Raw genomic sequence first — 25,711 nt, forward strand, 5'->3', positions numbered from 1 at the left:
TTATGCTGCATGTTCATCCATCAGAATACGAAGCTTTTCTCCATTGAGAACTTCTTCTCTCTGAAGCAGTTGCGTGAGCTCAACGAGCGTAGATTGACTTTGTAGAACGACCTCTCGGGTACGCTTTTCGAGATGACTTAAGATATCGCGAGAGACATTCTGTCGTTGTTCTGCACCTAACTTAGAGACATCTACCACTCCAAGTGAAGACATTCCAGAGGCTAACATCTTCTCTACCATACGAAGTGCCTGCTCGTAATCACCTGCCGCCCCGGTACTTCGCGCCCCAAGGATCACTTCCTCAGCCACTGCTCCAGCAAGAGCGACCATGATTTGTTCTTCGATCATAGCTTGCGTATAAAGATACAGATCATCCTTTGGATAATGCCGTACATAACCAAGAGCATTCCCACGGGAGCGAATCGAGATCTGAGAAACCGAATGCGGTCGTACGTGTTCAGCAAGTATGGCATGACCACTTTCATGTACCGCAACACGCTTTAACTCCTCGTCTGAGGGTTTTCTGTCAAGCTTCTCTCCTAGGAGCACTTTTTCTACTGCTTCTCTGAAATGACTCATATTAATCTCATTTTCATTATCCCTTAATGCAAATACAGCAGCTTCATTCGTGACACTTTCAAGATGTGCTCCCGAGAATGTAAACGTTTCTTGTGCAATTTTCTCGAGATCAACATCAGTAGCCAATGGCTTGTTTTTGGAATGAATCTGGAGGATTGCCAAGCGTCCTTCTTTGTCGGGTAAATCCACTTTCACTTGACGATCAAAGCGCCCAGGACGTAATAAAGCCTGATCCAGTGCATCTGCTCTGTTCGTTGCTGCAATAACCAGAATCTGCGGACCCTGGTCACTTCCAAGGCCGTCCATCTCAACCAGAAGCTGATTAAGAGTCTGATCGTATTCATGATGCGAAACATTACTTCCACGCTTCGCTCCGAGAATATCCATCTCATCAATAAAGATAATCGCGCTCTGCTTCTTCTCTTTTTTCGAAAGATCTTTGGCCTTTCGAAACAAACTTCGCACTCTTTCCGCACCGACACCCGCATACATCTCAACAAATTCGCTACCTGACATTGCTAAGAACACCGAATTTGTATACCGAGCTGCCGCTTTTGCTAAAAGAGTTTTTCCGGTCCCTGGTGGTCCAGATAAGAGGATTCCTTTCAGTGGCCGAATCCCTAACTCCTTCATTCTATCTGAGTAGAGGAGAAAGTCCAAAGCCTCTTGTAACTCCTTCTTAGCAGCATTTTGTCCACCGATATCTTCAAAGTCAATCGATGTACCAGAGATCTGGACTCCCTTTCCCGTGGTCTTGACGACTTGACGCTGAATTACAAATTTCCAAAGTAAAAAGCCACTCAGAGCAAGTAGCCCTATGGGCATTACATTGAAGCCCGCAACCCAAAGATAGAAAAATATCCCGACTCCTGCACCGATAGCTATATCAAGCCCCATCCGATATATCCTCCTCTTGTAGCACAGTGAAAACACCATGTAGCCTTTTCTTGTATAATTTCTTTCTTATTCTACGGAATTACTCTTTGTGTTCCCTTCACTAGGCAAAAAGGTTCCTTGTCCATGACGCTCGAGGACAGCTACGAGTTGACTCTCATCCTGAGTCAAAGTCAAGTAGATTGCTGAGTTATCCATGGCAAGATTCAGGGTCACATTGTTTTTATCGGCTAGTTCCTTAAGGGTTTGTTCCATTTGCGTAAAGTTTCCTTTCGCAATTCCTTCTTGTATAGGGAATTGCATCTGCTGAAAAATGCGTTCAAGTTCTGGAGTCCTTTGATCTACATAGCGAATGGGTCGCATACCCGAAATTTTCTGGAGTTGAAGGCTTGCCTTCTGTAAATTATCAATCTGACTTGTTTGGACTAAGATTTCGGACTGTCCGTCATGAGAAGCTATCTTAGCAGACAGAACACCCTGAATTTGCTGACTTTCTTGGGTCAAGGTGCCATTAACCCACTTATTCTTATAGACAAGCTGTCCGCCTAGTAATAATCCAAATACAAGAATGCCAATCAGACTGATGAGTGCAATCCGCTGTTTAGTCATCATTTTTCCTCCCCACGAATCAATACTCACTAGCATACAGACATTATATCATGCAATATATCTATAACTGATATATAAAATTATCCAATTGTGTATAAAAAAGCAGAGCTTTCCTAGGTTTGGAAGCTCTGCTTTACTTTAGGCTCAAGATAAACAACATTGAGTTTCGAAGGGCTTAAGGCTTACTTTTTCAATAATTTTTTAGACTTTCTCAAATAATCGATCCCAGAAATAATCGTAAAAACGAGGGCTATGTATAAAAACGGCTGTCCAACAGGAATATGAATAAGAGATAAGGGCCAATCATGAAGGAGTATCGCAGAAATTGCAATGACTTGGGTCACCGTTTTGACTTTCCCAAGCTTACTGGCACTAATCACTGTACCATCTGCTGAGGCAATCGCTCGCAATCCTGTGACGGCAAATTCTCGGGCAAGAATAACCCAGGCCACCCAGGCAGGAACATCGCGGAGTTCGACAAGTGCAATCAAGGCGGCAGAAACAAGGAGTTTATCGGCCAAAGGATCCATAAACTTCCCTAGCACTGTAACTTGCCCCCGTTTTCGGGCTACATACCCATCTAATCCATCCGTTGTCGCAGCTAAAATGAAAATGACCGCAGCGACTATGTCCTGATGCGGGAATATAGGTTGCCCTTTCGGCGCCTGCAAGAGCAAAAACGCCATGAAAATCGGGATTAAAAATATTCGCGCTAATGTGAGTCGATTGGGTAAATTCACAAAACAACCTCTCCCACTAAATCATAACTATCCGCTTCTAAAATTTTCACTTGTACGAAATCTCCAATTTGAAGCGCCTTAGGAGATTTGACATAGACTAAGCCATCGATTTCAGGAGCATCGCCTTCAGTACGACCCACCCAACGGCTATCAGGCAACTTTTCTTCGATGAGTACTTTAAGTACTTTATTCACCCATCTCTGCTGTAATTCATAGGCAATATCTTGCTGTACTCTCATGAGTTCATCACGTCGGCTCTCCCGAATTTCGAGCGGAACCTGATCTACTCTCTTTGCTGCAGGTGTGGATTCTTCCTGAGAATAGGCAAATGCTCCTAAACGGTCAAACCGTACCCGCTTCGCAAATGTTATAATTGCCTGAAACTCTTCTTCTGTCTCCCCAGGGAAACCGGTAATCATCGTCGTTCGGATTCGAATATCTGGCATCGCTTGGCGAAGCTTAAGAATCAGCTCCTCTGCTTCTTGAATCGATCCTCGACGATTCATCTCACGCAACACTTTATCATGGGCGTGCTGCAGTGGCAAATCTAGGTAACGGCAAACCTTAGGCGTTTCTTTCATTACACGAATTAATTCATCTGTAAAAAGTTCAGGATAACAATACATCAGCCTAATCCATTGAATCCCTTCGATTTCAGCAATTTGCTGGATTAAAGAAGGTAATCGATACTCCCCATAGAGATCTAGGCCATAACGGGTGGTATCTTGTGCGATAAGTAAAACTTCTTTAACTCCTTCATCTGCCATCTTTTTGACTTCCTGAAGGATGGATTCCTGTTTCCTACTACGAAAATGCCCACGTACATGAGGTATTACACAGTATGTACAATAATTATCGCATCCCTCCGCAACTTTAACGTAGGCATACTCTTTTGGAGATAAACGGTTTCTTGGCATGGTCTCATCATACAAGAAATCAGGTGCTTCAGAGCTAATTCTACGCACTCTTTGACTCTCTGCTTCTTCAATTGCCTCAATGACCTCAGAGATATTACCTGTACCCAATACTCCATCCAGTTCGGGGATATCCTTTAAGAGTTCATCTCCATAGCGTTGCGCTAAGCATCCTGTAGCTACGAGTGTCTTACAGGTTCCCTCATCTTTGTATTGAGCCATCTCCAAAATGGTTTCGATTGATTCTGCCTTGGCACTCTCGATAAACGTACACGTATTGACGATAATAATATCAGCTTGTTCAGGGCCTTCTACAACTTGATATTTTTCTCCGATTCGGCCTGACATCACTTCACTATCGACCTGATTCTTTGGACACCCCAAAGTCACGATAGCCACTTTTTTACTCAAGATTTGCACCCCTAGACTAAGACCATTCGTATCTCTAACGATTTCAAATAATCTCTCGATATATTCTTACTTATCTAGTATAAACTAGTTTTTCCCTTAGTGTCAAAAGCAAATATAATTATGTATACAAGGCTCTCTTTTCCTTTCTTATTTTGCAGCTATTTGGCAATACTTTATTAGTGAGCTTTAATTACGGCTCTTAATTATTTCAGGATTACTCTTTATAGACCGAACGTTTTCCAGTACAATAATATATTGATATCTACTTTCTCTGGTGCTCAACGTATTATGCGAGGTGTTTTATTTGTTTAACGAATCTCTTTCCCCCGTCGATTCCTGTGGATGTGGAGATACAGGCTACCTTACTTCACGTACCCTACCCATCGCTCTTGACCATGGCGCTGGGAAGGTTTTAAACGTCCCCGTCTATTCGTGTGGAAACTCAATGTGTGATGAGTACACTATTCCTTCGCTTGTAGCCTCTCGGCTCGATGTTATTGCTGAGGAAATGGAACAAACTCAACAGCTCACACAAGAATTTTCTTGGAAATCCCTTGAGAGCGACAAGGCAATCGACGCAACCACAGCACTGATTCAAGCTTTCACCTGGAAGTTTTTACACCGAGTCTATGAAGATGCGCAGGTTGTTTTAGTCATTCCCGGTGATACGATTCTCTTGCAAAGCCGAATCGATCTTACGGAGTACTTTGCCCTAAAACACGTATCAGAAGCCGAAAATGGAGTATTGTTTAACTTTTCGAAGTTTTATGAGGATGATCCAGAGCTGACCTATGAGAAGTATCTTGAGCTTGAACCGCAGTTTTCGAAAGAGCTGGGGACGTTGAAAATGGATGAGGTTGAAGATGCTCTTATCGAGGAGTTCGGGGAAGTTGTAGAGTAGGAAGTCTTCGAAAGTTAGTGGAGGCCAACCGCTTACTCCTACACCCATACCATACGAGACTTATACGGTAAAGATTCTACAAAAAGGTTCGCCACTTATCAATTACTTGATATTGGCGAACCTTCTCCATTCACTTCAGTTCAGTTCAGTTCATCTTTTTTTATGTTCTTATCTTAAAAGGAGCTATTTAGAATTTGTACGAGCTTTTCCCTTATTTTTAAGATTCGTCTTCTTGACAGATTTTCCTTCAGTCTTTTGGTCAAATTTTGCTGTGACTTTTGCTTCTTTCTTTCCACGGCTCTTATCCGTTAACCCATGTTTAACCGACTTAAGATTCTGGGTTCCGTTTGCTTTCTGGATTCTTTTGGTTGTTTGTGTATGTGGAGTTTCTTCCTTCTCATTTGCACCTGCTTTATTAAATCTTCGGTGAGAGAGGGGGCGAATGAGGCACTTGGGGCCATACCCAATTAAATCCTCTCGATGAGCTAGCTTTAAGGCCTTTTCCACTAATTCGAAATTCTTAGGATTTCGATATTGGATAAGGGCTCTTTGCATTGCCTTTTCTTCCATCGTCCGAGGCACATAGACTTTCTCCATAGTTCTCGGGTCAAAGCCGGTGTAATACATACACGTGGATAAAGTACCAGGGGTCGGGATAAAGTCTTGGACTTGTTCCGGATTGACTCCCATATCACGGACATATTCAGCAAGCTCAATAGCCTCTTTGAGACCGCTTCCGGGATGGGAGGACATGAGATAAGGAACGAGATACTGTTCCTTTCCAATGTCTCGGTTCATATCTTTAAACGCACTGACAAAGCGCTCATAGACTTGCTTTCCGGGTTTGCCCATCCGCTTTAAAACTGCTTCACTCACATGCTCAGGGGCAACTTTTAATTGGCCACTGACATGATGTTCACAAAGCTCACGCAAAAAGGTTGATTTTTTATCGGCTAAAACGACGTCATAACGAATCCCAGAACGAACGAATACCTTCTTAATCTTCGGCAAACTTCTCAAGCGGCGTAGGAGTTCGATATACTCCGAATGATCTACATCCGCTTGATCGCAAGTTGAGGGGAAAAGGCATTGCTTATGCGGACATGCTCCACGCTTAAGCTGAGCCTTACAAGCCGGACGACGAAAATTCGCAGTCGGACCGCCCACATCATGAATATAACCCTTAAATTTTGGGTTCCAGGTAAGCTGCTCCGCTTCCCTGATAATCGATTCTGCACTTCGTCCTTGGATAATCCGACCCTGGTGAAAGGTTAGGGCACAGAAGGAGCACGCACCATAGCATCCTCTGGAACTCACCAAACTGAACTGGACTTCCTCGATTGCTGGGACTCCTCCCTCCTTTTCATACTGAGGATGATACGTACCAACATACGGAAGGGCATACACTGCATCCATTTCCGACTGAGTTAAAGGATAAGTGGGCTGATACTGTAATACACCACCCTGTGGATGCCTTTGAAACATACTTTTCCCATGAAAGGGGTCCTGCTGATTATACTGAACCCAGAAGGCCTCAGCGTACTTCTTTTTATCTTCGACGACATCCTTATAGGAGGGGAGTTCGAGAACGCCTTCTGGAATATCTCCTTTCCAAGGAACCATCGTACCACGAATTCCCTGGATTTCTCGAATGGGCGTGTTATCTTGCAGCGCCTTAGCTATTTCGACGATTGGTTTTTCCCCCATCCCGAAAACCAGGAGATCTGCCTGACTATCGAGCAGAACCGAGCGTTTAACCTTATTACTCCAATAATCGTAATGGGCAAATCGCCTCAGTGAAGCTTCTATACCTCCGATAATGACGGGTAAACCTGGAAAAGCTTCCCGCGCCTTGTTTGAATAAACAATGGTCGAGTGATCAGGACGTAGGTCAGGTTTTCCCCCAGGAGAATAGACATCCTTAGAGCGGCGTTTCTTCGCAGCCGTATAATGATCCACCATCGAGTCAAGGTTCCCCCCCGATAGGAGGCAGGCAAGCCTGGGTTTACCGAGCACCTTGAAGGCTTCAATATCGCGCCAATTCGGTTGAGCTATCACGCCGACCTTATACCCATGCTTCTCTAAAACACGTGAGATGATTGCTATTCCAAAGGTTGGGTGATCAATGTAAGCGTCTCCTGTAATAAGCAGAAAATCGAGTTCATCCCAACCGCGTTTTCTCATGTCTTCACGACTCACCGGTAAAAACTGTGGGGTTTTAATATGGCTCACTCCTTACTTGTAAGAAAAAACTCCCACTAGAAGTGGGAGGAGAATTTATTATCGATAATTAGTAAACTGAAGTTCAATTCCTAAGTCCTGTTTACGTAATAAAGCAATAACTGCTTGTAAGTCATCTTTATTCTTTGCAGTAACTCGGATTTGATCTCCCTGCATCGAACTTGTCACTTTTATCTTACTCTCTTTAATTATTCTATTAATCTCTCTACCTTTATCCTGGGAAATTCCTTGTACCAGCTTAACCTCTTGGCGTACCGTATCCCCCGCAGCCGGTTGAATCTTCCCATATTCCAAAGCCTTGAGGGAGACTTCCCTTTTCACTAACTTACTTTCGAGAATGTCTGAGACGTTACGGAGTTTGAAGTCGTCATCAGACACAAGAATAATCTTATCCTCCTGAAGTTCAATGGAGGACTTACTATTTTTAAAATCAAAGCGTTGTTCGATTTCCTTTTGAGCTTGATGAATTGCATTGGTAACTTCCTGCAATTCTACCTTCGAGACAATATCAAACGATGAATCTTTCGCCACGAATCTTCTCTCCTTTATCCAATTTAAAGCTAGCTCAAGCTTTCCTTCTTCAGAACCACATTTCGTACGACCTGACTCGATGCCCCCAGGCTAGGTAAGGTCTTCCCATTCAAGGTTACCGAAACTCCACCGGCATTTCCCACTGTCACTAGCTCAATTTGTTCTTTGGCCTTAAGCTCCTTCGTCATTCCCTGAGTAAAGGTCCCTTCTAAAGCAGGTTGTCCATCGACTTTAACAACGATCCAACAGGGCTGAGTAAAAACGAGCTTTGCAGTGAGTCCATCCGTTTCCGCTGCAATCACGCTTGGCGGATTTTGAGCGGGAAGTTGAGGCTGCACGTTCGATTCGGAGGGTTGAGTCTTCTCCTCTTGTGGAGCAGTCGGTAAGGGTGTGGGAGTAAATTCTGAAGCGAGAGGTTTTTCTTCAGGTTTACTAAAACTTGCAATACCAATCACAATGAAAAGTGCGAGTAAACCTGTAACAGCAAGAGCAGCGGGTTTCAACCAATGTGGACTTTTTCGAGGAGTATGGGTGATGGATTCAAGTTTCGGTTGAGGTTCTCTAACTTCAGATAACTTATAAAGCGACAAAAGCTCTTCTGCATCAAGTCCTAAATGCTTAGCATACGTTCTTAAAAAGCCCTTTATATAGGTTGTGCCCGGTAAAATACGATAGTTTTCTTCTTCCAAGGCTTCAAGATAACGAATCCTAATCTTCGTTACTTCCTCAGCCTTTACCATATCCCATCCCTTTTGCTCACGAGCATCGCGAAGGATTTGTCCCTCCCCTGCCATGATAAGCACCTCCTTCTTGTTATCCCTAACTCACATCAAAAGAGGAAAAACTACTGTTTACATCTTCAATCCGTATCACATCCTCGGGTCGATTCCGGATCTCAATAATAAAATCAAAATCTACGTTAAAACGGCCATCCCGCATAAAGACATCCGGATGTTCAATAATCTTCGGGGTTGGCATGTTAATCACTCGATTCAACAAGTTCCAATGTAAATCATCACCCCGGGAAGTGCTAGTTATCCCATCAATAAGGAAGATAGCATCCTCTGAATCATCCAACAACAGCGTCGTCCGCATCGTCTGACGAATGATGGTCGAGGAGAGTAACGTCCATTTTTTATTGGCATAAACGCAGGCGGCGATAGCCGCTTCGGTCTTCCCAACCCGTGGCATTCCACGTATACCAATAATTCGATTTCCACCCTCGATTAAAGTATCCCCTAAAAAGTCAACTAACACACCTAATTCTTCACGAACAAAGCGATAGGTTGGAGGATTTATCTCAACCATATCTAATCGCTTGCCATGACGCATGGCAATTCGGTCCAGCAAGGTTGGGAAGCGAAACGCCGTAAGACGAATGGCATCAACATTATCTAAGGCGGTCCGAAGGGCGTGAAGTTTTTTATCGGAGGGAATCTCAAGCAAGAACCCTCTACGCGATTCCCCTATCCCGTTAACCGTCAAAATATTGATTTCTAGCATTCCCATTAACGTTGTCACGGCACCCAACAAACCTGGTTTATTTTGCTGTATCTCGTACTCTAGGTAGAGAAGATGTTCCGAATCCGGCCATCCGCTGGTCAAGGTAATCCTCCAACTCTCTAGCTCCCTTTTCAGGGACTTTATTACTCAATGAATACTCGTAGTCGGCACTGGATTCATTAGGATAAGCGTAAAGTGAATCATAGTACATTAACATTTCTTCCGTAAACGCGGTTAAGTTACCCTGATCTAAGTGAGCGTTTAATTCCTCAATTTTTTTGTGTCCAACATTTTTAATTAATCGTTCAAGAGCGGCTTTAATTTCAGGGATTGCATTGGGAACTGCTGTATATTCCTTAACCAAGCGCTTGACTCTATTTTCGATGGAATCATAGAGTAATACTTGAACACCAGTTTGCATGGCCTTAAAAAACGTTACTGGAAGAGTGACACGACCTATTCTTTTACTCTCGCACTCTACAACGATATAAGGAGAATTTTCTAATCGCTTTAACTCCTCATAGAGTAAGGCTTCAAATTTCTTCTGAGATGGCGCAGGACCAAGTCCTAGTGCACCAAATACGGATCCACGATTATTGGCAAGTCTCTCCAGGTCAATGGCAGGATAACCTTCTTCTCTTAACTGCTTTAAAATATCCGTTTTCCCAACACCCGTATTTCCACGCAGGACAACGACTTGAAACGGTAAGTCCCTCTCAAAAAAGTCATTGACCCTATGTCGATACGCCTTATATCCACCTTGTAGCCGATAAACAGATATTCCCATCAAATCCAATACCGTAGAAAGAGATTTACTTCTCATTCCCCCACGCCAGCAAAAAAGCACAAGTGAACGACCTTTTCCCCATTCTGCGGCTTGCTTCACCAGATTTGACAACTTCGGCCCAACAATCTCCAAGCCTTGCTCACGTGCAAGAGTCGGAGATACTTGTGTATACGTAGTACCAATTTTGGCCCGTTCGTCATTATTAAAAAGGGGAAGGTTCAAGGCCCCAGGAATTGAAGCTTCTTCATATTCCCCTTCTGAACGCACATCAACAAGGACTGGATTCTTCAACTTTTCCAATTCCTCAACAGTGATCTCGCGAATCATCGTCATTTCCCTTCAATATAATCTATTCTCCCTAAATATCATAAATCCTCTTGACAAATTGCGCAACTTATTTGCCCATAACTTCTTCTCCTAAACCAAATTTTTGATCAAATTGCCCTTTTGTGAGCAAAACTTCCCGAGGCTTTGAGCCTTCGTATCCTCCCACTACCCCTTTTTCCTCAAGAAGGTCCATCAATCTTGCCGCACGGGTGTACCCAATACGAAGTCTGCGTTGAAGAAGTGAGACCGAAGCGTTGCCAGATTCGATAAAGAGGAGCGAGGCTTGATGGAACAGTTCATCCCCTGACTCTTCAGGCGCTTTATTCGTACCTAACTCGATATTGGGTATTTCTTGATACTCAGGTTTTGCCTGGTTTTGAAGGAAGCGCACGACATTCTCCACTTCCTTGTCCCCTAAGAAACATCCTTGTACCCGGATGGGCTTGCTCGCTCCCATAGGATAGAAGAGCATATCTCCGCGGCCTAATAATTTTTCTGCACCATTCATATCTAGAATCGTTCTCGAGTCAATCTGTGAGGAAACTGCGAAGGCAATTCGCGAGGGAATATTGGCCTTAATTAAACCTGTGATAACATCCACTGAGGGACGTTGGGTTGCAATCAAAAGATGGATTCCGGCGGCTCTGGCCATCTGTGCCAGGCGACAGATAGAATCCTCGACATCCCCCGGAGCAACCATCATTAAGTCCGCTAACTCGTCAATAATTACAACGACATAAGGGAGCGGTGGAGCCTCCTCTTTCTTCTCCTGAGTACGAAGAAAGTTATAACGAACGATATCTCGTACCCCAGCTGCTGCGAAGAGTTCATAGCGGGTTTCCATTTCTGTGACGATCCACTTCAGTGCTCCTGCTGCTTTTTTAGGGTCAGTGACGACTGGAGCAATGAGATGTGGAATTCCATTATAGTTTGTGAGTTCGACCATTTTCGGGTCAACGAGTAAGAACTTCACCTCATCGGGACGTGCTTTAAATAGAATGCTATTGATCAATGCATTTACACAGACGGATTTTCCCGAACCCGTAGCCCCTGCTATCAGTAAGTGGGGCATCTTTGTTAGATCCGCTACGATTGGGGTTCCGGTTATATCTTTACCAAGCACCACCGTGAGCTTACTCGCTGCATTCTGAAATTCCGGGGTCTCCATCACTTCCCTAAAATGAACCATGGCAATTTCCTTATTCGGAACCTCTATCCCGACAACCGACTTCCCTGGAACCGGTGCCTCAATACGCACATCAGTTGCGGCAAGACTTAGGGCGATGTCATCTGATAGATTAGTAATTTTACTTACTTTAACCCCTGGAGCAGGTTGTGCTTCGTAACGCGTTATTGCGGGCCCTTGAGTGACATGAGTCACTTTGATTTTTACGCCAAAGCTATCTAACGTATCTTCAAGAATCTTCACGTTATCCGCAAGATCCTTATTGATTCTGGGATTTTTAACCTTTAACGATTTATTAAGAAGCGTTAAATTCGGAAGCTGGTAATTCCCATCCTCTTTTTGGGCTAACCTTGAGATAGGAGTACCTGTAACTTTCCCTGGAGGTAAGACCCCTGAAGCAGCTCTACCTTCTCCACCACGGGATCCATCATGTACTTTATTCTCAAATCTCAAGGACGTTTGAGCTTCAGAAGTATCCTGCCCAGACCGCTCCACTTCATGCCCTAACTCTGACGAATCCTGAAGGGTCTTTATGACAACCGGTCGTTCGACAAGCTCTGGTTCAAGGATTTTTGGGATGTCTGTAGTGGATTTGATATCCTTCTTTTTTATATTTTTCCGCAAATGTTTCTTCTCAGTGGACTCTTGAGAGAACTCACTTACAGATTCCTCGTCTGAATCCTGAAGGACAAAAACAAAATCCCCGACTTGATTTTTGACCCACTGCCCAGATTGTTTTCCCACTCGCTGGACTTCCTGAATTCCTCCGATGAGTGAGCGATTCGTAACGAGGAGAGCTCCAATCAGCGCAAGCATTATGAGAAGGACATAGCCCCCGGAAATTCCTACAGAGCTTTTCAAAGCAGTCGCAATAACCGCACCTACCACTCCTCCGCCATGCCCTTTTTTCCCCTCCTCGATTAAATTCGATGGAGAGAATGCTTCAACCCCAGGAAGTTGAAAATGAAGCACTCCCTCGAGAACAAACCAAAGAATAATGACTCCCGAAGTTCTCCACTTGTTTTCAAAATGCCTACGATTCATGTAGGCAATTCCCCATGCCCCTAACATCAATAATAGCCAGACTCGGCCGCTTCCTGCGAGCATTGTTAAAAGTTCTTTGATCTTTGCTCCTAATACCCCATTTGTACTGGAATATAAGATGACAATTCCAAGAACCGACATTCCTAAGGCAGCGATTCCAATAACCTCATGCCGAACGGTTTCCTTCAATATTCTTTTTTTCGGTACTGAACGGCGAATTTTTTTCTTAGTCACAAACATCCCCCACAAATACTCTTTCTCTACATTTCCACGATAAGGAAACATTTCCCTTTATTATTGAAAAGAATTTTTAAAGTCTAGTGGCAGTAAGCCATCGGTTAAAAGTATAACAAAAAATCGGCCTAAAAGCCGACTTTTTTGGATAAAAGCATTAAGTATTACTATTTTTCGCTGATATTAACTCTCTCAGCTCAGCATAACCTTCTTTTAATCCTCCCACTGCATCGATTAGCCCAACATCCACTGCATCTTGCCCAATCAAGATTGTCCCGATATCTTGAGCTAATTCTCCTGTGGCAAACATTAATTTTTTAAGCTGATTCTCCGATATCTGTGAATGCTGCACAATAAAATTGTTGATGCGTTCCTGCATTTTCTGCAGATAATCAAACTGCTGATGTCCATTGATGACTAACCCAGTATATCGAATCGGATGAACTGTCATGGTACCTGTAGGAGCAATAAAGCTTTTGTCGCAACTCACAGCGATTGGAATCCCAATACTATGCCCCCCGCCCAGCACTATGGAGACACTGGGTTTGCTTAAACTACTCACTAATTCTGAGATTGCCAGACCGGCTTCTACATCCCCCCCTGCGGTATTTAAGATGAGGAGGAGTCCCTCGATCTTGGGATTTTGTTCAACGGCGACTAATTGGGGGATAACATGCTCATACTTCGTAGCTTTCGATTGGGCAGGAAGAATCTGATGCCCTTCAATCTGCCCAACAACAGTCAGGCAATAAATGTTCTCCACAGGGTCTGGAAGGCGGATTTGACCCATTTCTTTTAGGTTCAGAACTTCTGCACTTGGTCTTTCTTCAGGTACGATTTCTTCACTTTTCATCGCAAGCAAACTCTCCTTCCCAGGTTAAGGCTCCATTTATCTGATAAGGGCTTTTGTAACTCGACATTAAGACAAATGAGTTTGTCGTCGATCTTACTATATTATGATGACTTATTAAACAAATCATGCAGGGTACTTACGTCCCTGCATGATTTGTTATCGACCTATTAAAATAAACCATGACCTTCGGATAATATCATGAAGAAGAGAGGAACTTACTTTTCCATATCTACTCATGGCGACTGAAGCTCTTCCCCCTAAAAATTGACCTCCAAAATAAGCTCCTACAAAAAGCGCGATAGTTATCCCAAGCCAACCGTAATGGAAATGGCTTCTCAAGTAGGCTACTAAAGGTACCGGTAGGTGCACTGCAAGGAACCATGCAATAGAAAACTTCTTAACATTGGCTCGCCAATAACCAAATGGAATATTTATCAGGGCCACAAGGAACAAAGCAAAAATGAGACTCAACACCCATTAACCCCCCCAGAATATGCAAAATCGTTCCTCTTTGCTGCAGTTGAAGATGTCCTAGAAAGTAGCTCATAATGTATCATAAAAGATTGGATTAGATATTACAAGCTAAGAAGCAACTTAAGTTTCTTTCTGTTTTCCTATTATTTGAGGTAAGAACAAATTTATAGAAATCCAAAACATTATTATCCTTTTATTATATTTTCTTTGACATCTTCTCCTCTGTTTTTTAAGATAAGATAGACATTAAATTTCTTATTATAAAGGAGCTACCCATGAGTATTTTAAATGTAGAGAATGTGAATCACGGCTTTGGGGGTCGGCAGATTCTCGAAGATACAACGTTTCGCCTCTTAAAGGGAGAACATGTTGGTTTAGTCGGTGCTAATGGAGAAGGAAAATCGACGTTTTTGGATATTATCACAGGAAAATTGATTCCTGACGAGGGGAAAGTAGAATGGTCTAACCGTGTAAGTGTTGGCTACCTTGATCAGCATAGTGTCTTGACTAAAGGAAAAACCATCCGCGATGTTTTAAAAGAAGCTTTTCAAAAGATGTTTGAGCTTGAGTCTGAAATGCTTGAACTCTATAACTTAATGGCTGAGGCCTCGGAAGAGCAAACGAACAAAATGATGGATGACGTCGGAGAAATTCAAACCATCCTTGAGCACAATGGCTTTTATATGATCGATGCAAAGATCGAAGAAGTAGCCAATGGTCTCGGCTTGGGTGAGATTGGCTTAGACAAAGATGTTTCGGATTTGAGTGGCGGTCAGCGTACCAAAGTCCTTCTAACGAAACTCTTACTTCAAAAGCCGACGATTTTGATTTTGGACGAGCCTACGAACTATTTAGATGCCGAGCATATTATATGGCTTAGCAATTACCTCAAGAATTATGAGAATGCCTTCATCCTTGTATCTCACGATATTCCTTTCTTAAACGATGTAGTCAATGTTATCTATCATGTTGAAAATGCCGAACTGACTCGATACACCGGGAACTACGAGCAGTTTATGCAACTTCATAATGTAAGGAAGGAGCAGGAACTCAAAGCTTATGAAAAGCAACAGAAGGAAGTCGACCGCTTAGAAGACTTCATCGCTCGCAATAAAGCGAGAATTTCTACGACAGGCCGTGCCAAAAGCCGTCAAAAGCAATTAGACAAGATGGAAATCATCGAAAAGCCTAAAGAAAAAGTCAAACCACAGTTCCGATTCAAGGAAGCAAGAACACCAGGACGGATTATCTTTGAAGCCCATGATTTAGTCTTAGGCTATAATGAACCCTTGACGAGTCCACTTCATCTGAAGCTCGAAAGAGGAAAGAAGGTTGCCATCCGTGGCGTCAATGGTCTCGGAAAAACAACGTTACTCAAGACCCTATTGGGTAGTATTCCCTCGATGAGTGGGGAAGTTTTACTCGGAGATTATCTCCATCCTGGCTACTTTGAACAAGAATCTAGTCGGAATAATACCAACACTCCCCTTGAAGAGATCTGGAGTGAGTACCCAGGACTAACAAATTATGAAGTGAGACAAGCTTTAGCCAAGTGCGGCCTTACGAATGAGCATATCTCGAATAAGATGATGGTCTTAAGCGGTGGGGAAAGCGCCAAGGTCCGACTCTGTAAGCTGATGCTTAAAGAGATCAATTTTCTCATCCTCGATGAGCCAACCAACCATCTTGATGTCGATGCCAAAGAAGAGTTAAAAAAAGCAATTAAGGAGTTCAAAGGGACCGTTCTTCTCGTATCTCATGAACCTGAGTTCTATGAGGATTGGGTCTCGGATGTCTGGAACCTAGAACAGTGGACAACTAAAATAGTATAGTAGCTGGAGTTCGATTCAATGTAATCGAACTCTTTTTTTGCATGTAAGATTTTCTACTCCCCCAAATCATCAATAGCAAGTTATGCTCCAATGTTATATGAAGCCGTACGCCCCACGAAGTTAGAGGTCGCCATGGACGGCGGCCAAAAATTAATTTCAGATGTCTAAAGCAAAGGATGGCTATTTATAAACCCCCAAACGCTTATAGCGAATGGGGGTTTTTTGGTTTCCCGAATCTCATTCTGTCACATTGAAAATACCAATTAGATGTACATATGCGTGGGACATTATACCGCATTCCTAATAGGGGGGCGTTCTATCTCTTTTCCCTTGCGCTTTTGATCCTTTACTTATCCAATGGATCTTTTGGAGGAGTATTTAGCTTGCAAGGTTTAATAATTCCATCTTTGGGAGGATCTTTATATTTACCACACGGATTAGCACATATCAATCCACTATATAAACAATTCACAATAGGACGTGGCGGTCGCTTTGGTAAAACGGAACCGCATTTTTTACATTTCATGGGTTCGTCGGTAATATCAATATATACTTTATTACATTGAGGACATATTATCGGTCTCTCTTTCGGCGGTTTGCAATTACCACAATACGGATTACAGGACCAACACATGATTTTACCTCCTCATAAAACAGCTAGCTGACCAAACATCTTATAGTTCGTCAAATTCGATTCTATCGCAAACCACGCCTCATAAATATCGTCATTAAATGCTTGTAAACTCTTAATCATAGGAAGGTTAACCTTTCGTGAGGCATCTTCTTTTTCTGGTACAATGCATAATAAACCTGACTCAATATCTTTATGATTCAATGAAATGAACTGGTAATCATCTTTAAACAACTTGGGATTTGCAAGATAGGCGGCAGCAAAAACATCCCAGTTGTAAAAGCCATTAACATTGTAACAAGACCTCATGTCTTCAAACCAATATTCACATTTATTCATGATATAGCACGCTAAGGGATTTGTGCTTGAGGAGCACCTATGAACAAAGTTGGAGTAATCAATAAAAGCACTAAGACCATTGTTTCCAGTGATTATTGAAAGATTTTTTCCTTCCTTCAAAACCCATTGGGAAGCTGAGGGGTCATTTGAAAAACTTAATTCATCGAGAACTTTGCCATTAATATTGAGTTCTTCAGTTATTCCACCACTGACAACAATTTGCGGTATTCTCTCAAAGATAGTCTGGTCTGTTATATAGGCAGCGAATAGATTGGTTAATGATCCAGTGGCGAGAATTGAGATATTTCCTGGATTTGCATTTACCGTTTCAAGGATATAATCAGCTGCTTCGCTCTCAAGAGTATATCGATTCGGGCACCCTTTAAGAACCTGAATATCTGTCCTGCCTATGTCCTTAAGCATATTAGCGGTATTTTGATAAACTGTATCGATGTTGCTGTTCCCATAACTTGTTGTGATCCCGCATAACTCTATGTCTTCTCTCCCTAATAGATATAGTAAAGCTAGGCCGCCATTCACATCGCAGCCCTTAATGCCCATGGTATTATCACAGTCAAAGATAATTTTCATAAAAAATTTATCCTCCTTAATACGAAATCAATGGTTTAAATCTATCTGTTCAAACATTTTCCTTCAGCAGTCAATAAACTCAATCCTTGCCAAATCAGATATGCTTTCTGCTCTTTTTATCGGGGTCTTTTTTTAGCTGTCTAATTTCTATATAACCCTCTAAATTTCTTACAGGCATATGGTCATTTCTGTTAGCAATAAATTAAATATGCAATATTTATGCCAGGTCCAGGCCTGGCATAAACTAGCTATTTTCTAGGAGCTAAGGGTTTCCCCCATAAACTTTAAAGTGCTTCATTGTATTATTTTAAGAATAATTGTTTAATAACAAAACTAGAATCTGATTTTTGCAAGGAGAAGTTATCCTGAAAACAAAAAATCTGGTCCTTTACTATTCTATCCAACGTAAAGGGCCAGATACTCTTTCCTAATTCTTAGCTTTTTTCCTCATCAGTGGTCTAAATGATAATCTTTCAATTTTCTATAGAGGGTGGAACGACTTATTCCTAAAATATTTGCTGCATCAGGAATGGAATTGCTAGCATGAAGTAGAGCGGTTTTTATAGCATTCTTTTCAAGATTCTCTAAGCAAAGCATCTCACTTCCAGTGGTTTCATCTACATTTACAGGATTACTGTCTAGAATAATATAAAGGGGTAGGTTTTCGGGTTGAATGATGTTATCCTGTGCAGAATTGACGGCATAAATCAAAGCATTTTGGAGTTGTCTGATGTTACCTGGCCATCCATAGTCATTAATTTTTTTAATAGTCAAAGGACTGATTTGGGGTATTTTCCAACCTTGTTTCTGACAATAGTTCTTAATAAAATATCGACTGAGTCTTTCAATATCATCCACTCTTTTACGCAAGGGAGGAATATTAACCGTCAATACGGATAAACGATAGTAAAGATCCTCACGATATTGATTTTCTTTGGCCATCTTGCTTAGATTTTTATTGGTAGCTGCAATTAATCTGAAGTCAACTTTTTTGTAACGACGGCCACCTATACGCATGACCTGCTTATCCTCCAGGGTTCTCAGTAAAACAGCCTGAATTTCAAGGGGCATGTCGCCTATTTCATCTAGGAAGAGGGTGCCACCATGGGCCAACTCAATCTTACCTGGTCTTCCGCTACGCTCGGCACCAGTAAAACTACCACCTTCATACCCAAACAATTCGCTCTCGATTAATTCCCGAGGCATAGCAGCACAATTTACCGCCATAAACGGGCCTTGTGGACGATGTAAGTTATGTATGCCCTGAGCAAAAAGTTCTTTCCCAGTACCACTTTCTCCAATCAGTAAAATATTTTCCGACGAGGTAGCAAACCGCTTTGCTAGGGATATTACTTTTTTAAATTCTTTATTTTCTCCAATAATGTTATCAAAATTGTAGGACGCCACAGCGCCTGATCGATTAGCGACGATGGCATTGACTTTTTCCGTATGATTCAACCGTAGAACCGCTACCTCTACTTGATTTGTGATTTGGTTCAAAATCGGACGAATATTCATAACGTAAGGCTGTTCATCATTCCCCACATAAATAGATTCTTCTAGGTCGATATTTTTTCCTGTCTCAACGACAGACATGACACGTGACTGTCTTCCTAGAAAGTCATTAATGTTTCTAATTCCTATCTCGTCCGGTCTCACTTTCAATATCCGGGCACCTTCATGATTGATATTAATAATTGTACCCGTATGGTCGATAGTAATAATACCTTCATCGATAAAAGCTAATGTTGCTTCTAAAGTATCCTTTGTGGCTTTATAAGTACGATTAAGGACAATTAAACTTTCATTACTCTCTTTAAGCTTGTCATTACTTTTATTGAGTTTTATTTGAACCTCAACCGCTTTGGCTAGAGAAGTTATTAAGCCTAGGGTATGTGAAAGAAGGTTTTGGAAACTATCTCCCAAAGGCTTATCTCTGAGAAGCTGACCCAAAATAAGAGTGGCAATAACTTCTCCTGATTCATCCATGATAGGAGCAGCTGAAGCAATAATATCCTGTAAACCTACGCAATAATGTTCCGGACCTATTAATTGCACTGGTCCATTAGAGCGAATACATAGCGAATGAACACAAGTACCTACGGTATATTCATTCCAAACAACGCCTTCCGTAGTAAATCTCATCATTTCGCCTTCCTGTAATAAGAATGCCCCATTCTTATCGCATAAATATAAGATATAGTCAGAAGTCAAAATAGCCATCTCTTTAAATGTTTTTACCAAAGGCCTAGTGACATCAATGAGTAGACGGTTTTCCTCCAATAGTTTTCTATGTTCTAATGGACTTAGAAGGGGCTCTGTAACCTTGACATAGGGGTTTATTCCCAATTTGCGTGATCGTAGCCATGATTCTGCCACCTCCTCGTTCATATAATCACAAGTACGAGGATCTATATTATTTTCGGTCTGTAAAAATTGCATCTTACATTCTAGTATCTTCTCCCAGCTTTCGAGGGTAATAAATCGATGCAAGTCCTTAGAATTCAGTCTGGTTGTATGCAAAGGATCAGGATCTGAGTATATTAAAGACACTCTTAATCTCCTCCCCTATGTGAAAAATATTATTTTGAAGTGCAAGATTATTAGCATTAATTAACTATATTCGCTATTATTTACATGGATTCCTTCATTTTAAAATAGGATCAGGAGATTAAATCACCTGATCCCTTCTAACTTGGAATGGTATCATATAGTTTCGCTACTTTATGTCCTGACTACGCGACAAGGTATTCCGTTATAGGTCCATGTTCCAATTAGTGGATCTGAGGACTCAAAATCTCCACTGGTTAAACTATTAGCATTGGAAATCCACATTCCACCAAGTTCTGCCTCTGAGGAACTCATTTCTGGCTGCCACCAGCCATATTCAACGCTCACTACATCCTCACACATCAGCACGATCTTGGTAACGAATCTGGCTTTACCTCGTTCTGTCTCCACGTACACAGGACACCCATCCTCTAAGCCTAACTTACGAGCTGTCTCAAGGCTCATTTCAACGATAGGCTCTGGGTGCATCGCACGAAATCTCTCGAGCTGATGGTAACTGGAAGCATAATACGGTTGAAAACGAGCTCCACTCATGAGTAAAAGTGGGTACTCTTCCTTTTGTTCCAGAAACAGTTTGGGACTGGGTAAAGGATCTTCTCCCATTTCCTTCAAAAGTTCGCTATATACTTCAACTTTTCCACTGACTGTGGCAAACCCCGAAGGAAGTCCGTTTTTCGGATCAAGTTCTTCCTGTTTGTAGTATTGGTTTTCCTGGTAGTATAACCCGGTAAGACTAAATTCGTCCCACGTTAAACCTAGCGGAGATAAACTTGCTTCTAGTCCTTCGTGATAGGTTTCCCAAGGCCACGCCTGTTCTTGTCCAAGCCTGAGCCCAAGCTCCTTCCAAAAATAAAAGTCTGGACGGCGTTCGTAATAGGGTTCAACCGCCTGTTCCCCTCCATAGGCAATATTAGCTACTCCGGCTTTTGTCTCCAATAAAGGACGCTCTAATACACCAGCACTTGGCAACACATAGTCAGCGAGCATAGAGGTTGGTGTCTCGAAAAGCTCCAAAACCACTAAGAGATCCAGACTTTTTAATGCTTTATAAATCAACTGCGAATCGGCCTGAGTTAGGAGAGGATTGGAAGCCATAACTATCATGGAGCGAATAGGATAGGGCTCCCCTGTTAACATGGCACGCCAGACAAGATTGGGATGTGCTGAAGTTAGATAACGCATAGGAAGGCGTTTATTATGCTTCATCGTAAGTTCTCGAACCTTCGCATATCCCGAATAGGATTGAAGCGACAGCTTGTCTTGGTTAAGGGACTTGGGATTCGTTCTTGCGAATTCTTCACTGAGTTCTAAGTCAAGTTCTGGAATAAAATCAGGCATTTCGCTTAGATGGGATGCTCCGGGTACATCAACGTTCCCGGTAATTGCCCTTAATATAGCCAAGGCGCGATGCGTTGGGAAACTGTTTACACCAAGCTGGTCAATGCCTCTCCCACTATACAAGGTAGATGGAGTACTTTCTGCATATAAGCGAGCGGCCTTAACGACATCTTCCGCATTTACCCCAGTCATTTTCTCCACATAGGTGGGGGTATACGGTGTAAGATGTCCGACTAAACGTTCGAATCCATGACACCAGGTTTCTACGAAGTATCGGTCATACAGCCTTTCTGTAACGATAACGTGTAAGAGCCCTAAAGCGAGAACCGCATCTGTTCCAGGCCGCACAGGTAGCCATAGGGTTGCTTGTTCTGCTGTACGGGTGCGTCTTGGATCCACGACTATCAGGGGTTTCCCCGTTTGACTAAATTCTTGGATCGTACGCCAGAACAAAGAATTATCCGACTCTGCAGGATTAACTCCCCAAAGTATCGCACTGCCTGTTGTCTCCGGATTCAATTCCATATCAATCGGCCAGCCATAGGTAAGCGTATTCACCCAAATTCCGGGATTCCAGCAAATCTGCCCTATTCCCATATTATTCGGGCTGCCAAAGAGGGACATGAAGCGATGCAAGGGCCAAAAGGTTGTATGTGGACCGCCGATACTGGTTGCCAGTACCTCGGGCCCAAACTTCTCCTTGAGGGTTTGAAGCTTTTCAGAAATCTCATCCAAGGCCTGATCCCAAGATATTCTTTCCCATTGTCCACTACCGCGTTCACCTACCCGTTTTAAGGGGTAATTTATTCTTTGGGGATGGTCCATGACTTCAGGAATCATCGGCCACCGTTTGCAACCCCGTAGAATTTGATTGTCATTCGGAAAACGAGAAGGGTCTGGTCTAACCTGAGTCACGCGTCCCTCTTGAACGGTAGCTATGAGTCCACACTGGTAACCACAGAAGCGACAATTGGTTTGAACCGTTTTCTTTTCCGTCATGGCCGTTTACCTGAAAGCATGCTTACTTCGCTTCGCTTCTTCCCTTCGATATTGGTCAACTGATATCCGCAAAAGGGAATTAACCCTCCCTCTTTTCCTGCTACAATCATGCTGCACTCTCGAAGTTTCTTCAGATCCATGTTCCTAGCATCGATATAATTCTCGATGAGGATGGATAAACCAGGCTCAAGTTCAGGGTATTTTTTGAGGGCAATATCTGCAAACACTGAGCCTTGAGGACTTTGTGGATCAAAGGATTCTATATATTCCTCGGGAGTTAAACGTCTTGAAAGGGGCTGAAGCTTACCCTGATCTTCCACCAGGTAAGTGGAGCTTGAGCATAAAGGATTCGAACAACCTAAAGGCCAGAAATCATAGGGTTCGATCCTACCTTGGCTTTGCTCTGAAAGCATGAATATGACATCCCCCATGGTCAAGCGCTTCGTCATGGATACATCAAAGCGCCCTGAGCCAAAGGCCGGTTGGTAAGCAATCCCGGCGATGACATCTCTGTTCTTCAGGGCGAAGCTTAGCACATCGCCCATTTGGTCTTCGTTAATCCCTTCGATGACCGTCATGGCAAGAACAACTTGTACCCCCGCTTCGCGGCAGTTTTCTATGGCTTTAAGTTTAGTCTCTAGTATATCTTCGCCGCGGATAGTCTTGTATACAGACTCTGTCAAGCCATCAAACTGAAGGTAAATACCACTAATTCCTGCTTCAGCAAGTCTTGTTAGATAGTCAAGATCTCGCCCAATTACCATGCCATTGGTATTCACCTCGATAGCACCGAAACCAATCTCTCGTCCCAAACGGACGATTTCAGGCAAATCCTTGCGAGTGGTCGGTTCACCACCCGTCAATTGGATACTGGTTTGAGGACTTGTGTTTTGAAGAATATATCGATATTTTTCAGCAAGGGTCTCTAAATCGGGGTCTGGTGAAGGACGAAAATCATTGGCGGCCATAAAGCAGACCGGACAACGCAAATTGCAACCTTCAGTCACTTCAATTTCAACCAAGGTGGGGTGACGGAGATGAGCCTTGCATAGGCCACAATCCGTTGGACATCCGTGTTGAGTGGGGATGGGGGAATGGGGAGGTATCGATGGCACTTTAAAATGATTCATCCACTGGTAATGCTCCACGTCTGGCCAGAGATACGATGTATATGCTCCATGCTCCGGACATGACTTTTCCATATAAACTGCCTTTTCACGAACAACGATGTCTGCTTTTACTACCTTTAAGCAGATCGGACAAACGCTTTCCGTATGATCTAGGATAGTGAAACTCTTACTTTGCTGCATATCAAATACCTCCTATTTTCCTACCCCGAAAACTTATTTAAAAAGTATTCAAGACCCAATAGATGTAGCTTCTCGCACATTAGTGAACGATTTGCGTGGAGGGGCGTTATGGCGAACGATGCTTTCGTAGTATTGCGTAGCCACCTGGTTCACTTCAGGTATTACCCTGAGGTTTGGCGGAGCGGCTAAACAAGTGCGAGAGTCCCACTGGGACTCTCGGGAAGCAAGTTTGCGCCTTCGTCCGAATGCTCCGTCGCATTCGAGCCCTGGAACGCTAAGTACGTGAGTCTCCCGAAATCCGTCGTAGGATTTTGGCCTTAGCGTGGAGATTCACGCCCGAAGGTCCGTTGTGCGAGAAGCTACATGACCCCATATTATTTTTTAAATTTGTTTTGTCCATACCTTTTGCAAGAAGGCTTCATCCCCATGCGGTAATCTTGAACGATATTTTTCTTCACCCGGTAACCAGGTTCTATCCTGACCAGCATAAACAACTAAGTTGCGCATGATTAATCCACCAACGATGGCCAACAATCCAGCGATTCCCATGGAAGCACTGTTGGGTACCAGATACAAGATCAGCGGTAAGAGGGTGCCTACCAATAGGAAGCCGATCTTGAAAGGTCCTGAGAAATTACCACTTGTCCATCGTTTAACTGCGTTAGCTTCTCGTTCCGTGGTACCGGTACTCTTAATCCAAAGATAACCCAACCAAATGACCAGTTGGAAGGCGCATAGACTGGCTGCAATATAAGGGAATACGTTATAGACTACAGGTGCTGCTTTAGTGAACCAACCACAGACAATGTAAGCGGATACTCCCGTTAACAAAGATGAGGTTAAGAACAACACTAACATGCCAGGGCCATTCCAGAACGGCCGCGCTTTATGGCGAGCCAATAATACGCCAGGATATGTTGCTACGATAAAACCCGTGATGACACAAATTAGGGCTAAGACTTTACGAAGTCCAATAAGACCAAACCAAGGGAAAACTTCAACCCAGCTGGAGGCTAAAAGTAACCCGGCTACAATGGCGATGGACATATTCCAGGCTCCAAAGGTTAAGATTGCTTTTGGATTCATAAATACGCGCAAGGCTTGAAAGGGTCTCCCTAATTCCAAAATCAGTAAGCCGGCTCCCGCAGCGACAAATACAGATCCTGCAAAGATGCCTAGAGTAGAAAGATTTCCGATTTGAAATAATTCGGCAACTCCGGCAAAGAGCAGCATAGCTGCACCCATGCCGGCAAAAAAGAAATCAAAGGCTAACATCCAACCCCAAGTTTCATGTTTATGGCTCATTCCTTATATCCCTCCAATCAATAAAGATAAAATACGTAGGGTTCGGTTCCTAGTTCTTCTAGCAAGCGCCCTGTTGTTTTTGTTCCATTCACCAACTTATAGACTTCACTTTCTTTATCTTCTATGTCGCCAAAGATACGAGCTTTTTGGTGACAGGTCTGAACACAGTAGGGTACCTTTCCTTGATCAACCCTGTCATCTTTACAGAAATTGCATTTTTGGATCGTTCCTTTTTCCGCATTGGCGATACGTGCTCCATAAGGACAGGCCATAACACACGCTTTACAGCCAACACACTTGTTCTCTTCCACCCATACGATTCCGTCTTCACGTTGCTGAGAAGCACCTGTTGGGCAGGCGTCGACACATGGTGAATTGTCGCAATGCATACATAGTAAGGGTATATGGATCATGCGAACATCGGGGAATTTTCCTTTTGGACCCAACGTGGGTACTGGATTATAGATCATATCTATCGGAAGTTCATTATTGACTCGACAAGCCACTGTGCAGGATTGACAGCCAGTACATTTACGAGTATCAATAACCATTGCATAACGTGCCATG

The 25,711-nt window shown here is 43.0% G+C and carries 20 protein-coding genes; 2 read left to right on the forward strand and 18 right to left on the reverse strand.

The window, feature by feature from the left end:
• The 4 genes from ACZ42W_RS14815 to rimO form a co-directional block, all read right to left on the reverse strand.
• Positions 1-1,476: an AAA family ATPase gene (locus ACZ42W_RS14815; RefSeq protein WP_464166113.1), complete on the reverse strand. Its 1,476-nt coding sequence runs from the start codon at positions 1,474-1,476 to the stop codon at positions 1-3.
• Positions 1,477-1,542: 66 nt separating this feature from the next.
• A complete protein-coding gene (locus ACZ42W_RS14820) occupies positions 1,543-2,082 on the reverse strand; it encodes a hypothetical protein (protein ID WP_464171029.1) in 540 nt (179 codons plus the stop codon).
• A gap of 182 nt (positions 2,083-2,264) precedes the next feature.
• Positions 2,265-2,822: a CDP-diacylglycerol--glycerol-3-phosphate 3-phosphatidyltransferase gene (gene pgsA, locus ACZ42W_RS14825; protein ID WP_464166114.1), complete on the reverse strand. Its 558-nt coding sequence runs from the start codon at positions 2,820-2,822 to the stop codon at positions 2,265-2,267.
• A complete protein-coding gene (gene rimO / locus ACZ42W_RS14830; protein WP_464166115.1) occupies positions 2,819-4,147 on the reverse strand; it encodes a 30S ribosomal protein S12 methylthiotransferase RimO in 1,329 nt (442 codons plus the stop codon). Before rimO ends, pgsA begins: the two co-directional genes overlap by 4 nt.
• Before the next feature lie 295 nt (positions 4,148-4,442).
• Between rimO and ACZ42W_RS14835 the strand changes: the two genes are divergently transcribed.
• A complete protein-coding gene (locus tag ACZ42W_RS14835) occupies positions 4,443-5,048 on the forward strand; it encodes a hypothetical protein (RefSeq protein WP_464166116.1) in 606 nt (201 codons plus the stop codon).
• 183 nt (positions 5,049-5,231) lie between these two features.
• Here ACZ42W_RS14835 and ACZ42W_RS14840 read toward each other — a convergent pair whose 3' ends face one another.
• The 8 genes from ACZ42W_RS14840 to ACZ42W_RS14875 form a co-directional block, all read right to left on the reverse strand.
• Positions 5,232-7,280 (reverse strand): YgiQ family radical SAM protein, encoded by a 2,049-nt coding sequence (locus ACZ42W_RS14840; protein ID WP_464166117.1) that lies wholly within the window; start codon positions 7,278-7,280, stop codon positions 5,232-5,234.
• Positions 7,281-7,328: 48 nt separating this feature from the next.
• Complete coding sequence (locus ACZ42W_RS14845; protein ID WP_464166118.1) at positions 7,329-7,820, reverse strand: YajQ family cyclic di-GMP-binding protein; 492 nt, start codon at positions 7,818-7,820, stop codon at positions 7,329-7,331.
• Positions 7,821-7,849: 29 nt separating this feature from the next.
• Positions 7,850-8,614 carry a helix-turn-helix domain-containing protein gene (locus ACZ42W_RS14850; protein WP_464166119.1) on the reverse strand — a complete coding sequence of 255 codons (765 nt, stop codon included), beginning with the start codon at positions 8,612-8,614 and terminating at the stop codon, positions 7,850-7,852.
• Positions 8,615-8,639: 25 nt separating this feature from the next.
• Complete coding sequence (locus tag ACZ42W_RS14855) at positions 8,640-9,425, reverse strand: DUF3388 domain-containing protein (RefSeq protein ID WP_464166120.1); 786 nt, start codon at positions 9,423-9,425, stop codon at positions 8,640-8,642.
• Positions 9,361-10,437, reverse strand: a complete 1,077-nt coding sequence (gene mnmH / locus ACZ42W_RS14860; RefSeq protein WP_464166121.1) for a tRNA 2-selenouridine(34) synthase MnmH — start codon at positions 10,435-10,437, stop codon at positions 9,361-9,363. Before mnmH ends, ACZ42W_RS14855 begins: the two co-directional genes overlap by 65 nt.
• Before the next feature lie 67 nt (positions 10,438-10,504).
• Complete coding sequence (locus ACZ42W_RS14865) at positions 10,505-12,901, reverse strand: FtsK/SpoIIIE family DNA translocase (protein WP_464166122.1); 2,397 nt, start codon at positions 12,899-12,901, stop codon at positions 10,505-10,507.
• Between the two features lie 157 nt (positions 12,902-13,058).
• Positions 13,059-13,754 carry a ClpP family protease gene (locus ACZ42W_RS14870; protein ID WP_464166123.1) on the reverse strand — a complete coding sequence of 232 codons (696 nt, stop codon included), beginning with the start codon at positions 13,752-13,754 and terminating at the stop codon, positions 13,059-13,061.
• Between the two features lie 156 nt (positions 13,755-13,910).
• Complete coding sequence (locus tag ACZ42W_RS14875) at positions 13,911-14,228, reverse strand: hypothetical protein (RefSeq protein WP_464166124.1); 318 nt, start codon at positions 14,226-14,228, stop codon at positions 13,911-13,913.
• A gap of 275 nt (positions 14,229-14,503) precedes the next feature.
• On the opposite strand from ACZ42W_RS14875, the gene ACZ42W_RS14880 reads away from it, so the two are divergent.
• Positions 14,504-16,060 carry an ABC-F family ATP-binding cassette domain-containing protein gene (locus tag ACZ42W_RS14880; protein ID WP_464166125.1) on the forward strand — a complete coding sequence of 519 codons (1,557 nt, stop codon included), beginning with the start codon at positions 14,504-14,506 and terminating at the stop codon, positions 16,058-16,060.
• 646 nt (positions 16,061-16,706) lie between these two features.
• Here ACZ42W_RS14880 and ACZ42W_RS14885 read toward each other — a convergent pair.
• From ACZ42W_RS14885 to ACZ42W_RS14910, 6 genes are all read right to left on the reverse strand, one after another.
• Positions 16,707-17,621, reverse strand: a complete 915-nt coding sequence (locus ACZ42W_RS14885) for a nucleoside hydrolase (RefSeq protein ID WP_464166126.1) — start codon at positions 17,619-17,621, stop codon at positions 16,707-16,709.
• Positions 17,622-18,071: 450 nt separating this feature from the next.
• On the reverse strand, positions 18,072-20,063 hold the full coding sequence (locus ACZ42W_RS14890) for a sigma-54 interaction domain-containing protein (RefSeq protein ID WP_464171031.1): 1,992 nt from the start codon (positions 20,061-20,063) through the stop codon (positions 18,072-18,074).
• A gap of 282 nt (positions 20,064-20,345) precedes the next feature.
• Positions 20,346-22,529, reverse strand: coding sequence for a molybdopterin-dependent oxidoreductase (locus ACZ42W_RS14895; RefSeq protein ID WP_464165687.1), 2,184 nt, complete (start codon positions 22,527-22,529; stop codon positions 20,346-20,348).
• Positions 22,526-23,839 (reverse strand): radical SAM protein, encoded by a 1,314-nt coding sequence (locus ACZ42W_RS14900; RefSeq protein WP_464165688.1) that lies wholly within the window; start codon positions 23,837-23,839, stop codon positions 22,526-22,528. Before ACZ42W_RS14900 ends, ACZ42W_RS14895 begins: the two co-directional genes overlap by 4 nt.
• 381 nt (positions 23,840-24,220) lie before the next feature.
• Complete coding sequence (gene nrfD, locus ACZ42W_RS14905; RefSeq protein ID WP_464166127.1) at positions 24,221-25,144, reverse strand: NrfD/PsrC family molybdoenzyme membrane anchor subunit; 924 nt, start codon at positions 25,142-25,144, stop codon at positions 24,221-24,223.
• A 17-nt stretch (positions 25,145-25,161) separates the two neighbouring features.
• Complete coding sequence (locus tag ACZ42W_RS14910; protein WP_464165690.1) at positions 25,162-25,710, reverse strand: 4Fe-4S dicluster domain-containing protein; 549 nt, start codon at positions 25,708-25,710, stop codon at positions 25,162-25,164.
• Position 25,711: the final 1 nt, after the last annotated feature.

This window comes from Desulfitobacterium elongatum (genome assembly GCF_055378975.1).

Coding starts and splice junctions, on each gene's coding strand:
- ACZ42W_RS14890 (WP_464171031.1), bottom strand. CDS start 20,063: ATGCAATTTTTACAGACCGAAAATAATATAGATCCTCGTACTTGTGAT.
- ACZ42W_RS14815 (WP_464166113.1), bottom strand. CDS start 1,476: ATGGGGCTTGATATAGCTATCGGTGCAGGAGTCGGGATATTTTTCTAT.
- nrfD (WP_464166127.1), bottom strand. CDS start 25,144: ATGAGCCATAAACATGAAACTTGGGGTTGGATGTTAGCCTTTGATTTC.
- ACZ42W_RS14880 (WP_464166125.1), top strand. CDS start 14,504: ATGAGTATTTTAAATGTAGAGAATGTGAATCACGGCTTTGGGGGTCGG.
- ACZ42W_RS14820 (WP_464171029.1), bottom strand. CDS start 2,082: ATGACTAAACAGCGGATTGCACTCATCAGTCTGATTGGCATTCTTGTA.
- ACZ42W_RS14885 (WP_464166126.1), bottom strand. CDS start 17,621: ATGAAAATTATCTTTGACTGTGATAATACCATGGGCATTAAGGGCTGC.
- ACZ42W_RS14870 (WP_464166123.1), bottom strand. CDS start 13,754: ATGAAAAGTGAAGAAATCGTACCTGAAGAAAGACCAAGTGCAGAAGTT.
- mnmH (WP_464166121.1), bottom strand. CDS start 10,437: ATGATTCGCGAGATCACTGTTGAGGAATTGGAAAAGTTGAAGAATCCA.
- ACZ42W_RS14900 (WP_464165688.1), bottom strand. CDS start 23,839: ATGCAGCAAAGTAAGAGTTTCACTATCCTAGATCATACGGAAAGCGTT.
- ACZ42W_RS14850 (WP_464166119.1), bottom strand. CDS start 8,614: ATGGCAGGGGAGGGACAAATCCTTCGCGATGCTCGTGAGCAAAAGGGA.
- ACZ42W_RS14895 (WP_464165687.1), bottom strand. CDS start 22,529: ATGACGGAAAAGAAAACGGTTCAAACCAATTGTCGCTTCTGTGGTTAC.
- ACZ42W_RS14910 (WP_464165690.1), bottom strand. CDS start 25,710: ATGGCACGTTATGCAATGGTTATTGATACTCGTAAATGTACTGGCTGT.